The following is a 19,636-nucleotide window of genomic DNA, read 5'->3' as shown; positions in this document are numbered from 1 at the left end:
AGGAATAGAAATGTTAATGAATATGAAAGATTTACTTTTAGTAGCTTATGAGAATAAATTTGCAGTTGGGTCATTTAATGTAGCAAATAGCGAATTTGTCAAAGTTGTAGTAAGTGCTGCAGAGGAGCAAAAATCTCCTGCTATACTTCAAATTCACCCGAATGAAATTAATTTAGTGACTGATGAATTTGTGGCATATGTACGAGAGGCTGCGTCAAAGTCTAAAGTTCCTTTTGTTATTCATTTAGACCACGGGGCAACAATCGAAGATATTACTCGATCTATTAGAAATGGCTATACGTCTGTGATGATGGATGCGTCACATTTACCATTTGAAGAAAATATGGCATTAACAAAAAAAGCAGTAGAACTTGCTCATATGGTAGGCGTGTCTGTAGAGGGTGAACTAGGTACTATTGGAAGTAATGAGGGCAGTTCAGAAGGCGGAGCAGATGAGATTTTATATACGAATCCTGATGAAGCAGCCATTTTTGTTGAAACAACAGGAATTGATACGCTTGCTGTTGCTGTTGGAACTTCACATGGCTTATACCCAGAAACGAAAGATCACTCTATTAAAATTGATCGATTAATGAAGATTCATGAAAAAGTAAACATTCCTTTGGTTCTCCACGGTGGATCAGACAACCCAGATGAAGAAATAAGACAAGCTGTGAAACATGGTATTGCCAAAATTAATTTATCAACAGATATGAAGAGAGCGTTTTATAACCAATTAAGAGCTACGCTGGATGATAATCCAAATGCTTACGAACCAGATATATTAATGCCTGAAGCAACGAAGGCAGCTATTGAATTAGTAAAGAAGAAAATGGATCTATTTGGTTCAACTGGAAAAGCATCACTCTATAAATTAGGAGAAATTTAATAGGAGGGATATATATGATGACTTCTAGTGTCTTAAGGCCAGAAAACATAATATTAGATTTAGTTGCTGAAACGAAAGAGGACTTAATTAATGAGCTTGCAGAAAAATTAAATTCAAACGGCTATTTACATGATCTTGAACAATTTAAACAGGATATTTGGGCACGAGAAGATCAGGTCCCAACAGAAGTAGGGTTTGGTATTGCTATTCCACATGCAAAATCTGCTGGAGTTAAATCGCCCGCTATTATTATGGGAAGATCTTTAAGTGGAATTAAGTATAGTTCAGAAAAATGTAATTTATTTTTCATGATAGCAGCCGGCAAAGATTCTTCAACTGAGCACCTAAAGACTTTATCTAAAATCTCCACTTTTCTAATGGATGAAACCTTTAGAGCTAAGCTTATTCTTGCCAAAGATAGTCATGAAGTTGTCCAGCTATTTGCAAATGCTGAAGAAAAAATGTTACAAGTAGATACGAATGATAAGAAGTATTTTGGTAAGAAATTGGTCGGAGTTACTGGATGCCCTACTGGAATAGCACATACATTTATGGCTGCAGAAGCATTGAAAAATGCTGCTGAGGAGCTTGGCGTTCAAATAAAAGTTCAAACCAATGGATCGACGGGAATACAGAACAGATTAACTCAAGAAGATATTGATGAAGCAGATGGCATAATTGTTGCTGCAGATGTTAAAGTGGACATGAATGTCTTCGGTGATCGCAAGGTTATTAAAACGTCTGTTAAAAATGGGATACATCATGCTAAGGATTTAATTGAAGATGCTGTTTCTGGAAAAGGTACGGTTTTAAATCAGGGGAACAACAAGTTAAAGGAAGCAAAAGAAAAAACACGATTAAAACAACCTAAAATATACAACCATATAATGAATGGGGTATCTTTTATGATTCCATTTGTTGTTGCTGGCGGTATATTAATCGCAATCTCCTTTATGTTTGGCATTCATGCTTCAGACCCGACTAGTTCAGAATATAATGCATTCGCTGCTTTTCTAGGTACAGCAGGTGGCAGCGCAGCCTTCGCACTAATGGTTCCAGTACTAGCAGGATATATTGCGTATAGTATTGCGGATCGTCCAGGTTTAGCACCAGGTATGATTGGCGGTATGATGGCAACCCTTGGTGGTTCAGGATTTTTAGGTGGTATGATAGCAGGCTTTATTGCAGGTTATACAATCTTAGGATTGAAAAAATTATTAAAAGGCATTCCAGATTCATTACAAAGTCTTTCACCGGTACTTATACTGCCTTTATTGGCTACGTTTGTAACAGCCTTTATTATGCACTTTGTAATTAATAGTCCGATGGCGTGGATTAATGAGTCGTTACAAGGTTGGTTAAATGGTTTAACTGGTTCGAATGCAATTTTATTAGGAGCGCTTTTGGCAGGAATGATGGCATCTGATATGGGCGGTCCTATCAATAAAACAGCATCAGCATTTGGCTTAGCGATGTTTGCAAATCATATTTATGAACCATCTGCTGCACTAATGGTTGGAGGGATGGTTCCTCCATTAGGGATTGCATTAGCAACAACTCTATTTAAAAATAAATTCTCACTTGAAGAACGTAACGCAGGAAAAGCTGCTTATATTATGGGGGCATCTTTTATTACTGAGGCAGCAATTCCGTTTGCTGCAAGTGATCCATTAAGAATAATTCCAGCAAATATTGTTGGTTCAGCAATTGGTGGAGGGATTTGTATGGCATTAGGAATTTCTTTACAGGCTCCTCATGGTGGAATCTTTGTAATTCCTATCGCTGCAAGCAGTCCATTGTTATACATTTTATGTATTTTAATTGGTTCAATTATTACAGCTTGTATAATTGGAGTATTAAAAAAAACTGTTTACAGAACACAGGATAATACTAGTGAGAATTCAGGAAATAAAACATTAGCAATTGAAATTAAAGCAGTATAATTTATACGAGTGAAAATGACATTGGTACTGAACAAAGCTACGGAAAAGTCTTTGCACCAAACTAAAAGCAGATCCCTTGAAAATTCCCAAGGGATTCTGCCATTATATATGAATATCGTTTATGTAATTTAACTAAGCTAAGGCAGGCTCTGAATCACGAGTTCCATCCGAGTGCAATCCTGCATACTGAACAAGGCTTTCCATGTACTAATTTAACGGATGTGAAGGAAGAAGTTGATTGAGTTATTGAAGAATATAATGAGTGTCGTTATCGTTAAAGAAAATAGCCACGGTACAATACCGGGACCATATTAGCTTCATTGGCACTAATTATACTGTCCGAAAAATGGGGCGCAAATTTGAATCCCAACACCTGCAAATACCACTTAATCCAACATCCAAATCAGGTACAGCCAATACAATGTGAGTAATTGCTGTCATATGTATCCCCCCTGATAATAAATACCCTTTAAGGTGAGGGGCAAACGGTACCGTTTTGGGATCAAAAAAAAGAAGCAATAGCCAATACTGCTTCTTTGATTACATATATCGACCTCATGAAATACTTTAAATTTCACCCTCTTCAAGCCTCCTATTATATTCAACTTTACTTATTAATCCTTTTGCATTACAGGTAAGACAATCTGTATAAATATCGTAGGCACCTGTTCCTGCACAAACATGGCATTTAACATGAGTTTCCGGTATATCCTTTTGCATGAATGAAAAAAGTTTTTCAATATACTGCAGAATAATCATTACCAAAACTCCTTTTTTTTCTATCATACAACGAAAAAGTGTGAAGGAAACAAGGAATACAATAACATTACTTAAAACAAATAAAACCATAACATACTTAACATTGGGTTAAAAAATTGACTGGTAATGAAAGCATTTTTAGAGTATTAGGATAGTAGAGTTTCATAGTGAATAAGAAAGTTATCGCAAGTTTTCTCGACCAAAACAAAATAAAAAGAGCCCTAGGGCTCTAAAATAAACTATTAATGATTAATTTTACCCATCCAATAAAAGAAATCCATAACGGTATGCTCAAAGATGTACCAAACAAAAGTCCTTTTAAGAAATTCCCTTCATTTTTACCTACCATATTGAACACACCTCTCGGCTTGGTTTTCTTATGATAATTATAAAAGAAAGCGCTTTCTTTGTATATGAGGCATTTGATGCAATTACTTTACAATTTGATCTTCAAGAGTTAGCCGACAAGTTGAATCAGTCATGTCTAGAGTTTAAAACAAGGGAAAATTAACGTACTGATTAAAAAGACACATAGGACATACCTATTGAAATAAGTATTTAGTTATAGTTATTTCAAAAGAGTCATGCCTTTTTCCCTATTGTTCATTAAAAAGAACGGATGTAAGATTTATAATAATCTCAGCTAATCAAAAAGTGAAATAATTCATAATTCTATGGACTTCCAGAGTTTAATAGTAATTCCTATTAATTTTATTTGTATAAAATTCATTAAAATGTTAGATTTATGTGTAAATAATGACGAAGTTTGTCCGACAGAGCGGAAAGAGGTTTTTATAGATGATTGATATACACTCTCATATTTTACCAGGTGTTGATGACGGAGCTAAACACATTACAGAGAGTATAGCCATGGCGAAGCTTGCTGTAACGGAAGGTATACAGACCATCATTGCCACTCCTCATCATAAAAATGGTTCTTTTGAAAATGAGAAATTTGATATTATAAAAAAAGTGGCAGAACTAAACATAGCATTGAAAGCTGAATCAATTGATTTGGAAGTATTGTCAGGTCAGGAAACACGAATCCATTGCGATCTTTTAGCGGATTATCAGGAAGATAGAAATTTAACACTGAACGATGGCGGAAGATACGTGTTAATCGAATTGCCGTCAGACCATGTTCCCGCCTATACTGAACCCTTAATATATGAGGTGCAAATGAAAGGGCTAGTTCCTATCATTGTTCATCCAGAAAGGAATCTAGAGTTTTTAGAATCTCCAAATCTCCTTTACAAGCTTGTTAAACATGGAGCTTCGACTCAGATAACGGCAAAAAGTATTGTTGGTGGTTTTGGAAAGAAAACGAAAAAGTTTGCCTTCCAACTCATAGAGAAAAACTTGACTCATTATATAGCATCTGATGCCCATAACACGAAAAGCCGTGCTTTCCATATGACCGAGGCTTTTACTGAAGTTGAAACTAAGTTTGGTGTCGATATGAGGTATTTATTCATGGACAATGCAGAACTTCTGGTTCAAGGGAAATTTGCTTACAAGGAAATGCCGCAAAAAATAGAATCAAGAAAATTCTTAAGCATATTTTAAATGCAAAAAAGCCACATCTCCGTGATGGTAGATGTGGCTTTTTTTGTTTTAAAACTGCTTAACAAAGAATTCTTCCAGATACAAACTCCATATTTTGTAGCCCTTTTCATTAGGTAATTCCCGGTCTTCGTTCAAGAGATTTATCATTTTTTCTGATTCTTGATCAGGCCAGTTACTCCAATGATTGAGGTAAGGAATATCGTTGTCTTTTGCATACTTTTCCAATTCATCCACTTGGTTAGGATAGTATGTTGCATTATATAGTGGGTTAGGTGGCTGCAGGATGAATTGTGTTTCTTTATTTGCTGCTGTGACATCCTTAATAACCGACGTGATATTTCCGAGAGAATCTTCAATGGCGACATTGCCATTGTCCTTTAATGTGAAAGGTTCGAATAAAATTAAATCGGCCTTAGCTTCTATTAAATCTTTTTGTTTGTTTTGACTTACAAATTGTGAAGACATCATATCGTAAATTAAACCGTCTACATGAACGGTGTTCCCATAAACATGATTCAACTGGTCAGCTAAATCATCAGGCAAGTTATACTCCTCATTGCCAAGGGAATTCGAACCAACCATCAAAATCTTAAAAGGTTTCCCTTCCGACAATCTTTTATTATATAATTCTTTGCTTTCTTTCGGCCAATTGCCTATGTATTTTACTAATTCTTCATTATCGGGACTTGGTTTACTAGATTCCTCCTTCGACTGTTTTGTCCCAGGCTGGCTGACACCAGCATCAGAGATTTTATCGTTCCAATGAATATTACCTATTACTAAGGATACGATACATGTTAAAATGATAAAAGTGGGTAAGAAGACCTTCATGTGATTCCTCCAAATATGCCGGATTTAGACACTGTTTTTGTAATTTATACCAATTATCAAATATCTATACCAATTTATAGGGAAATGAGATTTAATATAGATATCAAATTACCTAAAATTATGACAAAAAAAACAATGAATGGCAAGGTTTTGTGTTATAATACCAATGCTGTTATTTAAAAGTTGGAGGGAATCATGGAAGAAACAATAAGTATAAAAGACCTATTTTTAACTTTGCGAAAACGTTTTAGTCTAATCATCATCATTACGGCACTTGCTGTTTTAGTAAGTGGAATTGTCAGCTATTTTCTATTAACGCCAATCTATCAAGCTTCCACACAATTATTAGTCAATCAATCCAAGAATGAAGAAGCACTTTATAACTACAGTGAAGTCCAAACGAATCTTCAATTAATTAATACATATAATGTCATCATTAAAAGTTCGGCGATATTAGAATTAGTTAAAGAAGATCTTAATCTAGACATGACAGCAGCAGAGCTAAATGAAAAAATTTCGGTAGCGAGTGAACAAAATTCACAAGTTGTCAACATCATTGTCGAGGATGACAATCCCAAAACAGCTGTGGATATTGCGAATAAAACGGCAGAAGTGTTCCAAAAGCAAATTATTGAAATTATGAAGGTTGATAATGTTACTTTGTTGGCAAAGGCAGAGTATAAAGAAAACCCATCTCCGATCAAGCCGCAACCGTTACTTAACATTGCCATAGCACTAGTTGTCGGATTAATGGCAGGTGTAGGTCTTGCTTTCCTATTGGAATATTTGGATAACACGATAAAGACAGAGCAAGATATCGATAAGCAACTAGGTTTGCCTATTCTTGGTGTCATTGGGACAATTGATGGTCAGGGAGATAATAGCTTACGTTCCGAAAGACTAGCAACGCGTGGAAGAGGTGAAAAAATTGGCTAAAAAGAAAAAATTGGATTCTAAAAGAAAATTAATTGCAAAATTCAATCCAAAATCTCCGATTTCGGAACAATTCCGTACCATCCGGACGAATATTCAATTCTCAGCCGTTGATGAAGAGATGCGTTCGATCATGGTCACTTCTACAGGTCCAGGTGAAGGGAAATCCACCACAGCAGCCAATCTTGCAGTCGTATTTGCGCAGCAGGGAAAGAGGGTTTTGCTTGTCGATGCTGACTTAAGAAAACCAACTGTTCATTATACCTTCAATTTACCGAATGCCTTTGGAATGACGAACGTATTAACGAAACGTATGGAATTGAAGGATGCTGTCGTTGAAACGGACGAAAAAAATCTATATGTGTTATCAAGCGGTCCAATCCCGCCTAATCCAGCTGAATTACTAGGCTCAAACTCGATGACGGAGTTATTCGAAAGTTTCTACAAAGAATTTGATGTCATTATCATGGATACCCCTCCAGTCTTAGCCGTTACGGATGCGCAGATTCTATCAAACAAATGTGATGGTACGATCCTAGTAATCTCGAGCGGAAAAACAGGAACTGAACAAGCAATAAAGGCAAAAGAACTATTGAATGCAGCTTCATGTAACCTTTTGGGTGTTGTGTTAAATAACAAAAAAATGCAAAAGAACAGCCAGTATTACTATTATTACGGAAATAAGTAAAATCACTACTTATTTCCTAGTTTTTGTATTATATTTAATGTAGGGAATGATTGTAATTTCAGTAGGTTAAAAGAATTAGGGAAAAGGAGGTGAAGGTATGATAGACATCCATTCCCACATATTACCCGGGGTAGATGATGGTGCTAAATCGATCGAGGATAGTTTAGAGATGGCGAGAATGGCGGTTTCAGAAGGTATACATAAGATCATTGCTACGCCGCATCATATGAATGGTAAATATGAAAATCGGAAACAAGATATCATACACAGAGTGGCAGAACTTAATGCCGCATTAAAAGCGGAAGCCATCCCATTGGAAATACTGTCAGGGCAAGAAACAAGGATATATGGAGAGATTTTGAAAGACTATGAACTAGATGAAATCATCACCTTGAATGATGGACAAAAGTATCTTTTCATTGAACTGCCATCGGCACATGTCCCACGCTATACGGAACAATTGCTCTCAGATATACAATTCGAGCGCCTGACTCCGATTATCGTCCACCCAGAACGAAACCAGGAATTAATCGAAAATCCGGACCTTTTATACAAGTTTGTGAACAACGGAACACTTACCCAGGTAACTGCTGCCAGCGTTTCAGGTGCCTTCGGAAAGGACATACAAAAGTTTTCGTTGCAATTAATTGAGTCTAATCTAACACATTTCATTTCATCAGATGCTCATAACATCACAAGTCGAAGCTTCAAAATGAACGAAGCTTTTGATGTGATTGAAAAGAAGTTCAGCGTGGATTATGTTGATCTTTTTCTAGCTAACGCGGAACTGCTAGTGGAAGGTAAAACGGTTTATAAAGAAGTTCCTGAGAAGATTAAAAAGAAGAAGTTTTTGGGGATTTTTTAATGTCCGAAACTTTATATGGAACTGAATCCTATTTCTAATTTTCTGGAATCTTTATTTTCGGTGATTTCTAATAACGGGCAGAACCATTTTGTTTTTTTTTGAATGTTGCTAATTTTTAATGAATACAAAAATATGGATGGCATTTTATATATCGGATTAAAACTCTAAATGTTTAATCCTTTATGGATAATTAGGAATATACATAAAAGTTTATCAGCATCCAGAATAATATTTATTTTAATAAATGATCACGAATAACATGAGGGGGAGAAAAAATGAAAAAAGTAAAAAAAGCAATAATACCAGCAGCAGGGTTGGGGACAAGGTTCCTGCCAGCCACTAAAGCCATGCCTAAGGAAATGCTGCCTATCGTGGATAAACCAACCATTCAATATATCATCGAAGAAGCGGTTGCTTCAGGTATTGAAGATATTATTATTGTTACCGGAAAAGGTAAGCGTGCAATTGAGGATCATTTTGATAATGCCTTTGAACTGGAAAATAATTTAATGGAAAAAAACAAATTCGAATTACTTGAAAAGGTCCAAGCTCCTTCCAAAGTTGATATTCATTACATTAGACAAAAAGAACCAAAAGGTCTAGGTCACGCAGTTTGGTGTGCAAGAAAATTCATTGGAAATGAACCATTCGCCGTTTTATTAGGTGATGATATCGTCCAAGCGGAAACACCTTGCTTAAAACAGTTAATGAATGAATATGATAAAACCTTATCTTCAGTCATTGGTGTACAAACCGTTCCTAAAGAAGAAACCCATCGTTATGGAATTGTTGATCCAAGCAACCAAAACGGACGACGCTACGAAGTAAATAACTTTGTCGAAAAGCCAGCAAAAGGAACAGCCCCATCCGACTTGGCAATCATGGGCCGGTACATTTTCACACCTGAAATATTTATGTTCTTGGAAAAGCAAGAACTGGGAGCAGGCGGAGAGATTCAGCTGACGGATGCCATCCAAAAATTAAATGAAATCCAACGAGTTTTTGCGTATGATTTTGAAGGAAAACGATTCGACGTTGGAGAGAAATTAGGATTCATTCAGACAACGATTGAGTTTGCATTGAAAGATAAAATTCTTAAAGATGATATTCTAGAGTTTATAGAGAACCTACTGGAAAAACAGAAGATGTAAAATAATAAAAGTAAAGGAGGAGCCAATTTGAAAGCTGTAGCAGTTGAGCAGAGTGTGGCATCATCTGAACAAATATTAACAGCAGATCAAGTAAATGCTAATTTGAGCTACTTAAGAATGAAAAGATTAATAGATATTTTTGGATCAATATTCGGACTTATCTTACTAGCACCCATATTTTTGATAGTAGCTATTTTGGTCAAATTAGAAGACCCAAAAGGACCTGTTTTTTTTAAGCAGGTTCGCGTAGGGAAAGACGAAACGGAATTTCAAATGTATAAGTTTCGATCAATGGTCTCAAATGCTGAAGAGCAATTAAAAGATTTACTTGCGTTGAATGAAGTGTCAGGAGCCATGTTTAAGATGAAGAATGATCCGAGGATTACGAAAATCGGGAAATTTATTCGGAAAACAAGTATTGATGAGTTACCACAATTGTTGAACGTATTAAAGGGTGAAATGAGTCTTGTAGGACCACGTCCTCCTCTAAAAAGAGAAGTTGAACAATATTCTGAATACCACTTACAGCGATTAATCGTGACTCCCGGTTGTACAGGTTTATGGCAGGTCTCTGGAAGAAATAGTGTTGGTTTCGAAGAAATGGTCGAGTTAGATCTACATTATATTAGACATAGAAAATTACAATTGGATATTAAAATAATAATCAAAACAGCTTTAGTTATATTTGGTAGGAGTGCTGCTTTTTGAATCAGGCCTAATTTTTTGTGAGAGATTTCAGCTCCTTTCAAATCTGTTTATTCAATTTCGGATACTTGTATATCTAGGATAAAAAAATCTTTATTTAATTATTTTATTGAAAGAGGGAGAAATTTGAAAATCTGCTTTGCTGCATCATCGGGGGGACATTTAGAGCAACTTATGATGCTTTATCCAATAATGAAAAAAAATAAGAGTTTTATTTTGACCGAAAAAACAATATATAACTTTAACGCAAAGGATATAAAAACATATAGTTTATCTCAAATTAATAGACATGAATTTTTATTTCTGATTAAGTTAATAATAATCATTACACAATCATTGATTATTTTCTTAAAGGAAAAACCCGATGTTGTGATTTCAACTGGTGCCTTAGCTACAGTACCTATTTGTTTATTGGCAAAGATATTTCGAAAAAAAATCATTTTTATTGAATCTTTTTCAAAAATTAATTCACCAACTATTACTGGTAGAATAATGTACAAGGTCGCAGATTTATTTTTAATCCAATGGGAAGAATTAAAAAAGTTTTATCCTAATGCAATCTACGGAGGCGGAATATATTGATTTTTGTTACTGTAGGTTCACAAAAATTTCAGTTTAATAGATTATTAGAGGAGATAGACCATTTAGTTGAGAAAAAGTTTCTTAGTGCTGAAGAGATTTATGCACAGATTGGTTATTCAACATATGAACCAAAGTTTTATACTTATAAGCAGTTTATAGATAAAGATGAATTTATAGAAGTAATGGAGAAGAGCAGCATTATTATTTCTCATGGAGGAACTGGTTCGATTATTAATGGTGTTAAAAAGGGAAAAAAAGTTATTGGCGTTCCCAGATTGAAAGAGTATGGGGAACATGTAGATAATCATCAGATTGAAATATTAGAGCAGTTTTCTAAAACTAATATGATCTACGTAGTTTCAGATACTCTAGAAATTGGCAATGCAATCGAAAAAGTGAAAGAAATAGAGTTTGAAAAATACCAATCAAATACAAAAGAAATCATTAAAATTTTTGATAACTTCCTGAATACATTAAATACGAATGGTTCATGAAAGCTTCCCTATATTGAATGCCATTGATAGCTTCTTAAAATAGCTAAAAGGAAGTCCTTTGTTATGGTTTTTGGTTTAATTACCTATTGCATTATCATAACTAGGACTCTTTTTAACTTTTTATTTAGTTCTTCTGGATAACAACATTTTTCATTTTAATTAAATGGCGGCATCTCTATTTCTACTAGTTTGTGTAATAAATAATTTATTTATTTATTTAAGTAAAGGAGAGTCCAAAGCTAAGATTAAATTTTGTTTATATTGAACCTTATAAAACTTAGAATGAACTGATATAAAAAGGAGAAGTAAATAATTGAATAAAAATATAAAAAAAAATAAATTTATTGAATTTTTTCTCTTTTATAATATTGTTTTTTTGATTATTGAGAAAACAAGGCCTATTAGTGATAATGTATATAATGAATTATTATTCATTAATAGTTATTTTCTATTAATTGTAATATTTTTAGAATCTATAAAAGGAACTGGAAACAAAAAAATCATCCACAGATTTTGTATTCCTATTTATGTTTTTGTATTTTACTGTATAGTTAGTGTTTTTTGGTCTGAATATTTTACCGAAAGTTTATTTGCAGTAATGAAATTGATTAATTCAATATTAGTAATTTTGCTATGTTTCAATACTTATATTAATTCGTTATACGTAATTAAAAATAGTTTTAATTTTGTAGCTGTTTTAAATATCTTATACCTAATAGCCTTTCCTGAGAAAGCCATATATGAGACAGGAGAATGGCAGGGGCTTTTTCTAGCAAAAAATGCATTTGCTTCATTTTTATTATTGACGTTTATGATTAATACATTATATTACTTTAAATACAATGTTAAGAAGATAACTTATATATTCGGGTCAATAATACTCTTTATTTTAATTTTAAAAGCTCAGTCAATAGCTGTTGTTTTTCTATTCATACTCTTTATTTGTATAAATTTTTATTTATTCTCTTTAAATAAAATTAATAATTTTATACTAAGAGCTAGTGTTACTCTATTATCTATTAGTGTTTTAACAGTATTAACCACTTTAATATATAAAAATATACCTTTAATATTTGAGTATTTTGGGAAGGACATCCAAAGCTTGACGGGTAGAGATATTATTTGGGATACAGTGTTAAATTACGCCTTCGAAACCCCTTTTATTGGAAAGGGTTATGGGGGGGTCTGGATTACACACGGTTATCTAAATACAGTTTTATATAGATATATGGAAGAATTTCAGGTCACTTCTGCTCATAATACTTTTATTGATATTTTCGTGAATGTGGGATTAATTGGACTAGGACTATTTTTAATAATTTTAATAATTTTCTTTTTTAATTCTTTAAAAGCCCTTGTTTTTCATAAAGACCATGTTTACATAGTTATATTAATAATAATGCTTATTCAAAATTCTACAGAAACTAGAATTGTTTTCAGTGCTCCTATATATTGGTTTTTCTTTGTTTATATTTATTTAGATCTAAAACTTAAATTATTTAAGAATAGCCTGAATCAAAAAATGGGTACAGCAGAATGAGAGCAAGAAAATCATTTAAAAATATAGCATACAGCTTTTCATTTAGTATTTTAAATATTATCTTAAGTTTTGTAGCTAGATCCGCTTTTTTATATGCATTTGATGCTGAATATTTAGGCTTAACAACTATAGTAATGAATATAATTGGAGTTTTAAGCTTAACTGAATTAGGGGTTACAACTGCAATTGGATACGCGTTATATAAACATTTAAATGAAAAAAATTATAATAAAATAAACGAATTAATGAAATTCATAAAAATTTCGTATGGAATAATAGGAGCTCTAATATTAATTTTAGGATTATTGTTCATACCGTTTTTTAATTTAATTTTCACCTCTAGTATAGATTACAACACAATAGTATTAACCTATATATTATATTTATTAACTACTGCCATCTCTTATTTCTTTACTTTTAAACAAGTTTTGATAATCTCTGACCAAAATGCTTATGTTGTTACAAATATAACTGGGATTATTAGAATAGTTAGAACTATTGCTCAGTTAATTTCTGCCGTAGTTTACCAAAACTTTATGATATGGATTATATTAGAACTAGTCGGTAACATGTTAACTTACATTATTATAAATAGAGAAGTTAGCAAAAAATATAGTTGGTTAAATTTAAATATAAATAAAAGTTATAGGATTTTATTAAAGGAAAATAAAGAGGTACTTATTAATCTAAAAAATATAATATTCCATAGATTATCCGGAACTGTCAGTACACAAACTGATAGCATTATAATTTCAATTGTTGCCACTGCTCGAGATATTGCTCTATATGCAAACTATTTATTAATTGTTAACGGAATAACAAATATACTGGCTCAATTATTTAATGGTTTGACTGCAAGTATAGGAAATTTAATAGCAGATAGTGATAATAAAAAATCTTATAATATATTTCAACAATTATATCATTTAGAATTTTATATTGGGGTGTGTGTAACTTATATTTTATATAGGTTAGTAAATCCATTCATAGAGATATGGATTGGAGAGGAGTTCCTGTTCTCCAATATTTTCTTGCTAATTATTTGTATTAACTTTTTTATTCAAGTAACACGAAGAACTGTTGATTTTTTTAAAGATGGTTATGGCATCTTTTATGATATTTATGCTCCAATATTACAAGCGATGCTTAATCTAATAATTTCAATTATATTGGGGAAACAATATGGAATAATTGGAGTGTATATTGGGACAATGGTAAGCAGTTTACCATTAATAGTGTTTTGGAGACCATATATTTTATATAAAAGCGGATTTAAAATCACTTTTAGTAAATACCTAATATCCTTATTTAAGCTTACACTATTATCCATTCTTGCAATCGCTGTTTCAGAGGAAATTCAAAAGTTAGTAAATTTTCAAGTGAATAGCTGGATTTCCTTAATATTTTATGCTTTGATTACATCTATTGTATTTGCATCTATACTATTTCTATTATTTATGACGATCAAATCCTATAGAAAGATAGTTAGTAGACTAATAAATACAGCTTCTAAAGTTATAGTTCGAAAGTGAAATAAGTAAAATTTGCTTTAAATGGAGAGATAAATGAAAACTAATAAAAGTATTTTAAACCCCAAAATAACAGTTTTTATGCCAGTGTATAATACTGAATTATACATAGAAGAATCAATAATGAGTATTTTAAATCAAACCTTTAGTGATTTTGAATTATTAATTATAGATGATGGTTCAACTGATAGAAGTTTAGATATTATTAGATCAATAAAGGATTCGAGGATAAGATTGGTTCAAAATGATGTAAATAAGGGACTTCCTTATACAAGAAATTTAGGATTAAAATTAGCTGCTGGCGAATATTTTGCCGTAATGGATTCTGATGATATTGCAAGGAGAGATAGGTTAGAAAGACAAGTTAACTTTTTACAGGAAAATAACAATATACCAATAATAGCTAGTAATTATATTTTACAATATGGTAATGGGAAATTTAGAAAGAGCAGCCTCCCTATTTTTAATAAAAATGAAATGAAAATTCAACTCCTTTTTAGAAATTATATTCTTAATTCTTCAGCTATGGTTAGAAAAGAGTTTTTAACGGAGAATAATATAAGCTACGATTTAAGGTTTTTTTCTTGTCAAGATTATATGTTTTGGAACGAATGCTCAAAATATGGATATATTTATACTGATCAAGAATTTCTTATTACTTATCGAACTGGGCATGAAAATACAACTAAAGTGACGAAACTTAAAAGGAAAGATGACAGAAAAGAACTTGTGGATTATATTCACAAGGATCTTCTTGAATATTATGGATTTACTTTTAATACAGAAGAATTACAATTATTTAATAATGTATTTGGAGAAGAGAATTTACTGGATTCTAATTGCTATGAAAGAAGTATTCAGTTATTAAATAAGATGATAATACAAAATAGCCAGCTTAAACTATTCAAGGAAGCTGATTTAAGAAAAGTAATCCAGTATAATTTTCTACTTACGCTTATAAAATCAGAGTGCTTATCTAACTTAGATAAGTTCAAATTGTTTTTTAATAGTAAAACGTGGTTTACAAAAAATATAAGATGGTTTAATTACTTCTTTTTAAGATTAATAAAAAAGAGTATGTTTTAATTTTAATTTTAATTTTGCAAAACGCACACCATTTTATTCCATAAAATATTAAGCAAGAAGGTGCAAAATATGATTAAATCTGATTTTAAAGCTTTTTTAAAGAGATCACCATCCAAAAGTAGGTTTGCTGTTATAATAAATCCTAATTTTCATACTGTTTTTCTATTTAGATTAGCGTGTTTTTTTTACAAAATTAAATTAGAATTTATTTCAAAAATTATTTGGTACATTAACAGAGTATTATTTTCGGTAGATATAGACTATAGAGCTAAGATTGAAAAAGGATTTGTTTTAGTACATGGGATTGGAACAGTAATAGGTAGAGATGTGATTATTGGTAATTATGTAACGATATATCAAGGGGTTACTCTAGGAGGAACTGGAAAGAAAAAAAAGATGAACAATATTGAAATAAGCCAGCCTTATGTTGGTGATAATTGTACTATATATAGTAATGCTTGTATTTATGGCCCATGCATAATTGGTGAAAGAAGTATAATAGGTGCAAATACTGTTTTATTTAATCGAGATATCCAGAAAAATAGTATTTATAAGAATCAGGCATAAAATTCTTAGTATTATTTTCAAGATTTTATGAATAAGAGTTAGGGGCAATGAAATGAATAAGGACCTTATTTCAGTAATAATGTCAGTGTATAATGAGCAAGAAGAATGGTTAAAGCAGTCAATTGAATCGATACTTAATCAAACTTACAGGTGTTTCGAATTTATTATTGTTTTAGATAATCCTTTAAATGTTAGTGCGAAAAATTTATTAGAAGAATATCAAGTAAAAGACAGTAGAATTAAACTAGTTTTTAACGATGAAAATATTGGACTAACTAAAAGTTTAAATAAAGCACTTAAGCTAGTGAAGGGTGATTTTATAGCTAGAATGGATGCAGACGATATTTCAGAACCTAAGCGGTTAGAAATTCAATATTACTTTTTTATGGAAAACAGTGATATAGATTTTACTTCAACTAACGGTATTATAATGGATGAAAATGGCGTTGAATTATATAGAACAACTACTTATGGAGGTAGTTATTCTAAAGCTAAGAGTTCTTTGAAATATAGGAATATATTTCTGCATCCGTCTTGGATGTTTAGAAGAGAGATCTTGATAAAACTACAGGAATACCATGATATTCCTAGTGCGGAAGATTATGACTTCTTATGTAGAATGTCTTTAGCTGGATATAGATTTTGTATTATAAAAAATCATTTGATTAGGTATAGAATTAGGGCAAATGGAATTTCTAAAACAAATTTATTAAAACAAAAGAGAGTTGCCGATTGTTTAAAAAAGCACTATATTGACTCCCTTGATAATCCAGGAGCGTATAATAGTTTAGAAAGAAGTATTGAAAAAATACAAGTTACCAGAAAAGAAGAAAGAAACTATAGTAAAGCATCTGAACTATATATTAAAGGTATCAATAGTTCTAAGAAGGGAAAAAAATTAAAAACCTTATTTTATATTACCTCTAGCTGCTTAATTTCAAAAGATAAAATAAAAGAGATAATTACTGTACTTAACCTGAGAAAGGTAAGATAATCCAAATAATATTTAAGGGGACATCAATGCGAATCTTATATTTAAACAATACGATGGTACTCGGTGGAGGAGTTCAAAAATGTATATTCCTTCTGGCAAGTAGGTTTTCATATGATAATAAAATATTTGTTGCATCTAGTGGTGGTGAATATGTAAAAGATTTAATTTCTAAAGGTATCAAGCACTATGATATTATAAATCCTGAAAAAAAGAATCCTATCAGTATTGTAAAGAACCTTATTACTTTGTATAGAATAATAAAGAAAAATGAAATAGAAGTAATTCATAGTCACCACAGAATGACGACTTTATATGCTAAATGTTTATCAAGGATCTTAGGAGTTAAAGTAATTCATTCTGCACATTTGTACACAACAGATAAAAAGTTACTTACAAAGTATACTTTGAAGGATTTGCCAATCCTATCTGTCAGCAATGGTGTTAAGGACGGTTTAATAGGTTATTATAAACAAGAAGAAAAAAATATAAGAACTATCTATAATACGATTGAATTTAATGAAGAAACATCGGAAATGAATGAAAAATTTTTAATGGAAAAAGCTAAAAAGAACTTTATTATAGGAGTAGTTAGTAGACTAGAGCCAGTAAAAGGAATTGATTTAATACTTAAAGCAATTAATGAAATTTCTAGTAAATCTAATGATTGCAGTAATATAAGAGTTTTTATTTTTGGGGACGGTAAGTTAAAAAAGGAATTTGAAACATATATTAAAGATCATGGTTTAGAGGATATTGTAACATTGGTAGGGAAGGTAAATAATATAAAGGAATATATGAAAAATTTCGATTTAATGATTCAAAGTTCATATCAAGAAGGATTACCATTATCTTTAATTGAAGCAACATCGTTGGGTATTCCTATAGTGGCTACAGACATTCCAGGAACAAATGAAGTTGTCATCAATAACTTCAATGGATTATTGGTTCCTAGTGGCTCTTATACAGCTATTAGTAAGGCGATTATTAAAGTTTTTAACAACAAAGAGTATAGAGTACAAATAAGTGAAAAATCTATTAGCCATTTTAAAAGAAATTTTTCTAAAGAAAATTATTATGATGGGCATATGGATTTTTATAATTTGGTTTGTAAAACGAATTAATTACTTTGGATTAACCGATCAAATAATTCCACTTCTCATGTATTTAATTGTTATGACTTTAAAGTTACTTATAATAGTTACCAAAATTTTTCATTAAAATATCTCATCTTATCCAATTTTAGCTACTAGGAAGGAGTTGTTTTATTGAAATTTAAAAATAAATCAATAATCAAGCTTGTATTTTTATTACTAATTATTTCTATGTTGTATTTTATAGTTAATAAAAATAGTAATAAATCTTTACGTGTGTTAGCAGAAAAACAAGATATTTTAATTGGTACTTCAATAGCTTCTCTTCCCTTTTTAAAGGATAAAGAGTACAGAAGTGTTATAAGTAGAGAATTTAATGTCGTTACTATTGAAAACGACTTGAAATTTGCACGTGTCCACCCTCAAAAAGAAACTTATAATTTCCTAATACCAGATTTGATGGTGGAATATGGAATTGAAAATAATATATCTATAAGAGGGCATACATTAGTTTGGCATAATCAAATCCCAGATTGGATTACTCAAGTGCAATATTCTAAAGATGAACTTAAAAGTATTTTGAAAAGCCACATCCAGACAGTTGTTAAACGGTATAAAGGAAAAATTTACGCTTGGGATGTTGTAAATGAAGCTATCGATAATGATGGAAATCTAAGAAGAAATATTTGGATGAATGTTATAGGTCCTGAATATATAGAATTAGCATTTAGATGGGCGCATGAAGCTGACCCAAATGCACAACTATATTATAATGATTATGGCAATGAAAGTATCAATTCCAAATCTGATGCTACCTATAAATTAATGAAAAAGCTAAAAGCAAATGGGGTACCTATTGATGGTGTAGGATTCCAATTTCACACTAGCATTAATACCAAGCATAATTATACCGAAATAAAAAATAACTTTTCGCGTTTTAATAAATTAGGACTGAAGACTGAAATAACAGAATTGGACGTTAAAGTACAAAATAGTCCATTATCTATGGAGAGAAAATTAGAAGAACAAGCAAAGGTGTATTCAAACTTACTTGAAGTATGTTTAAAAGCCGAGAAGTGTAATACATTTATTACATGGGGGGTTACTGATAAATATACTTGGATTCCTATGTATACCGGAAATGAAGATTATCCGCTTTTATTTACTGATGATTACAAAAAGAAACCAAGTTATGATGTCATATATAATAAACTTCAAAATGATTAATTAAACTCTAATACATGAAATACAGAAAATAAGTAATAAATTAGTGGCAAAATATGAATTCAACGCAGAAAGAAAAAGAATTTTTCATTCTTCATGATTTATGAAACTAAAAAGGGTTAATAGTGGAGCCATAATAAAAAACATTTAATATTTTGGGTGAAAGTATAGGATAAACCTAAATATAATAGAGTAAGGA

General features: G+C 31.5%; 19 protein-coding genes. 17 read left to right on the top strand and 2 right to left on the bottom strand.

Features of this window, described 5'->3' with window-relative positions; genetic code table 11:
* The first annotated feature begins 10 nt into the window (after nucleotides 1-10).
* Together ABIE66_RS19005 and ABIE66_RS19000 are read left to right on the top strand one after the other, a co-directional pair.
* Complete coding sequence (locus ABIE66_RS19005; protein ID WP_370015945.1) at nucleotides 11-889, top strand: ketose-bisphosphate aldolase; 879 nt, start codon at nucleotides 11-13, stop codon at nucleotides 887-889.
* 14 nt (nucleotides 890-903) lie between these two features.
* A complete protein-coding gene (locus tag ABIE66_RS19000; protein ID WP_370015944.1) occupies nucleotides 904-2,832 on the top strand; it encodes a PTS fructose transporter subunit IIABC in 1,929 nt (642 codons plus the stop codon).
* Nucleotides 2,833-3,399: 567 nt separating this feature from the next.
* Here the strand turns inward: ABIE66_RS19000 and ABIE66_RS18995 are convergent.
* Nucleotides 3,400-3,591, bottom strand: coding sequence for a hypothetical protein (locus ABIE66_RS18995; protein WP_289334674.1), 192 nt, complete (start codon nucleotides 3,589-3,591; stop codon nucleotides 3,400-3,402).
* A gap of 798 nt (nucleotides 3,592-4,389) precedes the next feature.
* Between ABIE66_RS18995 and ABIE66_RS18990 the strand changes: the two genes are divergently transcribed.
* On the top strand, nucleotides 4,390-5,157 hold the full coding sequence (locus tag ABIE66_RS18990; RefSeq protein WP_370015943.1) for a tyrosine-protein phosphatase: 768 nt from the start codon (nucleotides 4,390-4,392) through the stop codon (nucleotides 5,155-5,157).
* 48 nt (nucleotides 5,158-5,205) lie between these two features.
* Here the strand turns inward: ABIE66_RS18990 and ABIE66_RS18985 are convergent, their stop codons facing one another.
* Nucleotides 5,206-5,988 carry an SGNH/GDSL hydrolase family protein gene (locus ABIE66_RS18985; RefSeq protein WP_370015942.1) on the bottom strand — a complete coding sequence of 261 codons (783 nt, stop codon included), beginning with the start codon at nucleotides 5,986-5,988 and terminating at the stop codon, nucleotides 5,206-5,208.
* Nucleotides 5,989-6,183: 195 nt separating this feature from the next.
* Here ABIE66_RS18985 and ABIE66_RS18980 point away from each other — a divergent pair, with 195 nt between their 5' ends.
* From ABIE66_RS18980 to ABIE66_RS18915, 14 genes are all read left to right on the top strand, one after another.
* Nucleotides 6,184-6,924: a YveK family protein gene (locus ABIE66_RS18980; protein ID WP_370015941.1), complete on the top strand. Its 741-nt coding sequence runs from the start codon at nucleotides 6,184-6,186 to the stop codon at nucleotides 6,922-6,924.
* Nucleotides 6,917-7,609 carry a CpsD/CapB family tyrosine-protein kinase gene (locus tag ABIE66_RS18975; RefSeq protein ID WP_370015940.1) on the top strand — a complete coding sequence of 231 codons (693 nt, stop codon included), beginning with the start codon at nucleotides 6,917-6,919 and terminating at the stop codon, nucleotides 7,607-7,609. Before ABIE66_RS18980 ends, ABIE66_RS18975 begins: the two co-directional genes overlap by 8 nt.
* Before the next feature lie 97 nt (nucleotides 7,610-7,706).
* Nucleotides 7,707-8,474 carry a tyrosine-protein phosphatase gene (locus tag ABIE66_RS18970; RefSeq protein WP_370015939.1) on the top strand — a complete coding sequence of 256 codons (768 nt, stop codon included), beginning with the start codon at nucleotides 7,707-7,709 and terminating at the stop codon, nucleotides 8,472-8,474.
* A 275-nt stretch (nucleotides 8,475-8,749) separates the two neighbouring features.
* Nucleotides 8,750-9,625, top strand: a complete 876-nt coding sequence (gene galU, locus ABIE66_RS18965) for a UTP--glucose-1-phosphate uridylyltransferase GalU (protein ID WP_370015938.1) — start codon at nucleotides 8,750-8,752, stop codon at nucleotides 9,623-9,625.
* Between the two features lie 27 nt (nucleotides 9,626-9,652).
* Entirely contained in the window at nucleotides 9,653-10,333 is a 681-nt protein-coding gene (locus ABIE66_RS18960; RefSeq protein ID WP_370015936.1) for a sugar transferase, read from the top strand.
* Nucleotides 10,334-10,456: 123 nt separating this feature from the next.
* Nucleotides 10,457-10,912 (top strand): PssD/Cps14F family polysaccharide biosynthesis glycosyltransferase, encoded by a 456-nt coding sequence (gene pssD / locus ABIE66_RS18955; RefSeq protein WP_370015934.1) that lies wholly within the window; start codon nucleotides 10,457-10,459, stop codon nucleotides 10,910-10,912.
* The gene (gene pssE / locus ABIE66_RS18950) at nucleotides 10,909-11,406 is read left to right on the top strand and encodes a PssE/Cps14G family polysaccharide biosynthesis glycosyltransferase (RefSeq protein WP_370015932.1); all 498 of its coding nucleotides are present in this window, start codon (nucleotides 10,909-10,911) and stop codon (nucleotides 11,404-11,406) included. Before pssD ends, pssE begins: the two co-directional genes overlap by 4 nt.
* Nucleotides 11,407-11,719: 313 nt before the next feature.
* Nucleotides 11,720-12,946, top strand: coding sequence for an O-antigen ligase family protein (locus ABIE66_RS18945; protein ID WP_370015930.1), 1,227 nt, complete (start codon nucleotides 11,720-11,722; stop codon nucleotides 12,944-12,946).
* Nucleotides 12,943-14,478 carry a lipopolysaccharide biosynthesis protein gene (locus ABIE66_RS18940; protein ID WP_370015928.1) on the top strand — a complete coding sequence of 512 codons (1,536 nt, stop codon included), beginning with the start codon at nucleotides 12,943-12,945 and terminating at the stop codon, nucleotides 14,476-14,478. Before ABIE66_RS18945 ends, ABIE66_RS18940 begins: the two co-directional genes overlap by 4 nt.
* Before the next feature lie 33 nt (nucleotides 14,479-14,511).
* The gene (locus ABIE66_RS18935; RefSeq protein WP_370015926.1) at nucleotides 14,512-15,561 is read left to right on the top strand and encodes a glycosyltransferase family 2 protein; all 1,050 of its coding nucleotides are present in this window, start codon (nucleotides 14,512-14,514) and stop codon (nucleotides 15,559-15,561) included.
* 69 nt (nucleotides 15,562-15,630) lie between these two features.
* The gene (locus ABIE66_RS18930) at nucleotides 15,631-16,128 is read left to right on the top strand and encodes a serine O-acetyltransferase (protein ID WP_370015924.1); all 498 of its coding nucleotides are present in this window, start codon (nucleotides 15,631-15,633) and stop codon (nucleotides 16,126-16,128) included.
* Nucleotides 16,129-16,180: 52 nt separating this feature from the next.
* Complete coding sequence (locus ABIE66_RS18925; RefSeq protein ID WP_370015923.1) at nucleotides 16,181-17,122, top strand: glycosyltransferase; 942 nt, start codon at nucleotides 16,181-16,183, stop codon at nucleotides 17,120-17,122.
* A 26-nt stretch (nucleotides 17,123-17,148) separates the two neighbouring features.
* Complete coding sequence (locus tag ABIE66_RS18920) at nucleotides 17,149-18,243, top strand: glycosyltransferase (protein ID WP_370015921.1); 1,095 nt, start codon at nucleotides 17,149-17,151, stop codon at nucleotides 18,241-18,243.
* A 144-nt stretch (nucleotides 18,244-18,387) separates the two neighbouring features.
* Nucleotides 18,388-19,440: an endo-1,4-beta-xylanase gene (locus ABIE66_RS18915; RefSeq protein WP_370015919.1), complete on the top strand. Its 1,053-nt coding sequence runs from the start codon at nucleotides 18,388-18,390 to the stop codon at nucleotides 19,438-19,440.
* The last annotated feature ends 196 nt before the right edge of the window (nucleotides 19,441-19,636 follow it).

Origin of the sequence: Peribacillus sp. B2I2 (genome assembly GCF_041261685.1) — a bacterium.
Lineage (GTDB): Bacteria > Bacillota > Bacilli > Bacillales > DSM-1321 > Peribacillus.
The sequence above is the reverse complement of the archived record's forward strand: the minus strand, read 5'-3'. Positions and strand labels throughout refer to the sequence as shown.